The organism is Rhodococcus sp. KB6 (assembly GCF_001445685.1).
GTDB classification, from domain to species: domain Bacteria; phylum Actinomycetota; class Actinomycetes; order Mycobacteriales; family Mycobacteriaceae; genus Rhodococcus_F; species Rhodococcus_F qingshengii.
The window spans coordinates 1-2,904 of record NZ_LNAK01000072.1 but is presented as its reverse complement, the minus strand read 5'-3'; the positions used below and the strand labels follow the sequence as shown (position 1 = coordinate 2,904).

At 60.1% G+C, this 2,904-nt stretch carries 2 protein-coding genes; one reads left to right on the top strand and one right to left on the bottom strand.

The window, feature by feature from the left end; all coding sequences use genetic code 11:
* The first annotated feature begins 584 nt into the window (after positions 1 to 584).
* Complete coding sequence (locus tag ASU23_RS12190) at positions 585 to 1,874, top strand: plasmid pRiA4b ORF-3 family protein (protein WP_253741316.1); 1,290 nt, start codon at positions 585 to 587, stop codon at positions 1,872 to 1,874.
* A gap of 81 nt (positions 1,875 to 1,955) precedes the next feature.
* Here ASU23_RS12190 and ASU23_RS12185 read toward each other — a convergent pair whose 3' ends face one another.
* On the bottom strand, positions 1,956 to 2,531 hold the full coding sequence (locus ASU23_RS12185) for a TerD family protein (RefSeq protein ID WP_003940660.1): 576 nt from the start codon (positions 2,529 to 2,531) through the stop codon (positions 1,956 to 1,958).
* Between the last annotated feature and the right edge of the window lie 373 nt (positions 2,532 to 2,904).

The window sequence follows — 2,904 nt, the reverse complement described above, 5'->3', positions numbered from 1 at the left end:
TTCAGCGCCGATGGTACTGCACTCGACAGGGTGTGGGAGAGTAGGACACCGCCGAACACACATTAGAGAAGCCCCCCAACCAGTACTGGTTGGGGGGCTTTCTCATACCCAAAACACCCCACCCCGCCAACACCCGAAAGCACCCCCGCCGGCACCCCCGACTTCGAGCGAACGGCACTTTCGTCGCCTCAGATCGACCCAACGTACCGTTCGCACCATCAAAGGGGCGGGCACAGCGGGCTCACCACCCCGTCCGGGATCGAGTGAACGACACGCTCACCCTCTTAGGCGAGGGGAACGGTACGTTCACCATCAGGGCAGGAATTGGGCGAGGAAGATGCCGCCGCCGACGCACGTAGCGACTTGTTAGCCAAGGTATAGATTGTGAACCGTCTCATAAGTCCGAAGTACTCTCCGATTTTGTGCCTTCGTCCCTAGCACTTTGGCCTAGGCTGAGTCTCATGGTGGGGTTGAGCAGCTCGAGGGTGTCGCATTTGCGACTCGTTCCGACGGAACCTGAAGAACTGCAAAGGTTTGTACTAGAAGCTGGCGGAGGGCGTGGGGGCATTCAGATTGCGCGATCGTTGCGTTCGAAGAGGCGCGCGGTACCGGCGCAATACGCGATACGTATCAGTGTCGACAATGTTTCCACTCAGATCTGGCGACGAATCCTCGTCGCGTCGGATCTGAATCTGGATGACCTGCATTCGGTGGTTCAACGGGCAATGGGGTGGAGTGACCGTCAATCGCACGCGTGGTCCAAGTCCGGCAGCCGATTTCCCGGCGAGGTCGAAGAGTACGTAGCTTCCGGGAGCAACGCCGAGCAGCGTCGGGCCGGCCGAGCGGCGATCGTAGAGTCCGCGGTACGCCTGGACGAGGTCATGGTTTCGCCTGGCGATGAAATCAGTTATCGCTACGGACGCTTCGGGAACTGGCGCCACACGCTGACACTTGAATCTTCCGAAGTACTGCCCGAAGGGTTCCAAGTTGTGTGTGCCGCGGGTCGCGGTGCTTGTCCGCCGGAGGAATGCGTCGGACCTGACGAGTACGAGCAACTCCTCGGTGTTCTCGCTTCGGAGAAGCTGCGCTCCCATGAATGGACCCTCGAATGGCCACAAACTGAATTCGAGCCGACACGATTCGAGATCGCTGAGGTCAATAATCGACTGCATAGTCCTAGACCGGACGAGATCGCCGCGTCGTACGACATTGCGAAGCTCGTCGAATGCCTGGGACCCTCGCGAGTCCCGGAACTGCATGCGGTCCTCGCCCGAGCAGGCATTGACGATCAGTCGGCAATCGGGGAATTGGTCCACGTCGAGGCGGGCCAACGCATTCAAGCGGTTCTGGCTCTGATCGGTGTCGAAGGGATCGGTGCCGATGATTTCTTCACGACGGTCGACGCGATGCTCGACGAACCTGAACTGGGACCTGTAAACCTTCCCCAAGGGCGATCACTCTTCGCAGTGCTCAAGAAGTTCGGCCTGGTGCGAAAGCACAAAGGGCAGATTGTTCTGACGAAGCGGGGACAGTCGGCAGAGCGGGACGCGTCAATGACGTGGTCGGTGATCGTCGAGGGAGTTCCGGTTGCGCCCTGCGGCTCGCAGAGAGCGGTGGAACTCCTCGTCCTCCTTGCCGTAGCCGCCGGCATGTCGCCGGCGGATCGTCATCGTTTCGTCGCGGGAGCGCTGGAGTCGATTCGGTCGTCGAGCATCCTGATGGCTGGGGCTCAGACTCCCAGACGTGACACGTCAGGGAGCACCGTAGAGGTGCTCGGATTGATCGGCGCTACGGGGTACGAGCTGGGGAAGTTCGGCAGCAAAGCGGACTCGCCCTGGGCTGTTCACCTCGCGAGGGCGATCCTGCGGCGTTAACTCGCGCGTCGACGCAGACAACCGAAACGGGGTTCGATCCGGCAATGCCGAATCGAACCCCGTTTCGTGTACCGATAGAGATCAGATGTTCACGCCGTAGTCGCGGGCGATTCCGGCCAGTCCCGATGCGTATCCCTGTCCGACTGCACGGAACTTCCATTCGCCATTGTGGCGGTAGAGCTCACCGAAAAGCATGGCTGTCTCGGTGGATGCATCTTCGGAGAGGTCGTAGCGTGCCAGTTCGGAGCCGTTCGACAGATCTACGACGCGGATGTAGGCGTTGGTGACCTGTCCGAAGGACTGGAGTCGCGCATCGGCGTCGTGAATCGAGACGGGGAAGAAGATGTTGGTGACGTTGGGCGGTACAGCCGGGAGGTCGACGTTGATGACCTCGTCGTCGCCGTCACCTTCACCGGTGAGGTTGTCGCCGGTGTGCTCGATGGATCCGTCGGGCGAGCGAAGGTTGTTGTAGAAGACGAAGTGAAGGTCGGAAAGGACCTTGCGCTCCGGGCCGGTGACCAACGCGCTGGCGTCGAGGTCGAAGTCGGCACCACTGGTGCTGCGTGCATCCCAGCCGAGACCGACTGCGACCTTGGTCAGATTGGGTGCGGCCTTCGACAGAGATACGTTGCCGCCCTTGGCAAGTGTGACGCCCATTCAGGTTCCTCTCGTTCGAACGAAGTGGATTTCTTCGTTCGGGAGTTCTGTGTTGTCCGTTCGCGACTCACATTACCGTGAGCGGGTAGGTGCGGTTCGACCGAATAGGCACCTCACTCGAACAGCGCGCGAAGATCCTCGGCGTCGAGTCCGGTGCCCAGTGTGCCTTCGGCGTCCATGACATTCGAGAACAATGCCGACTTCTTGGCTTTGAGCGCCATGACCTTCTCTTCGATGGTGTCTTTGGCAATGATGAATCGCCCTGGGTCTGATGGAGGCTCTGGCTATTTGATTTCAACCAAGGCCTGCTCACCCTGCTCAGTAGCGTAGAACGTCTTCTCGTACTCTGCTGGCGGGATGTCGCCGCAGTGAC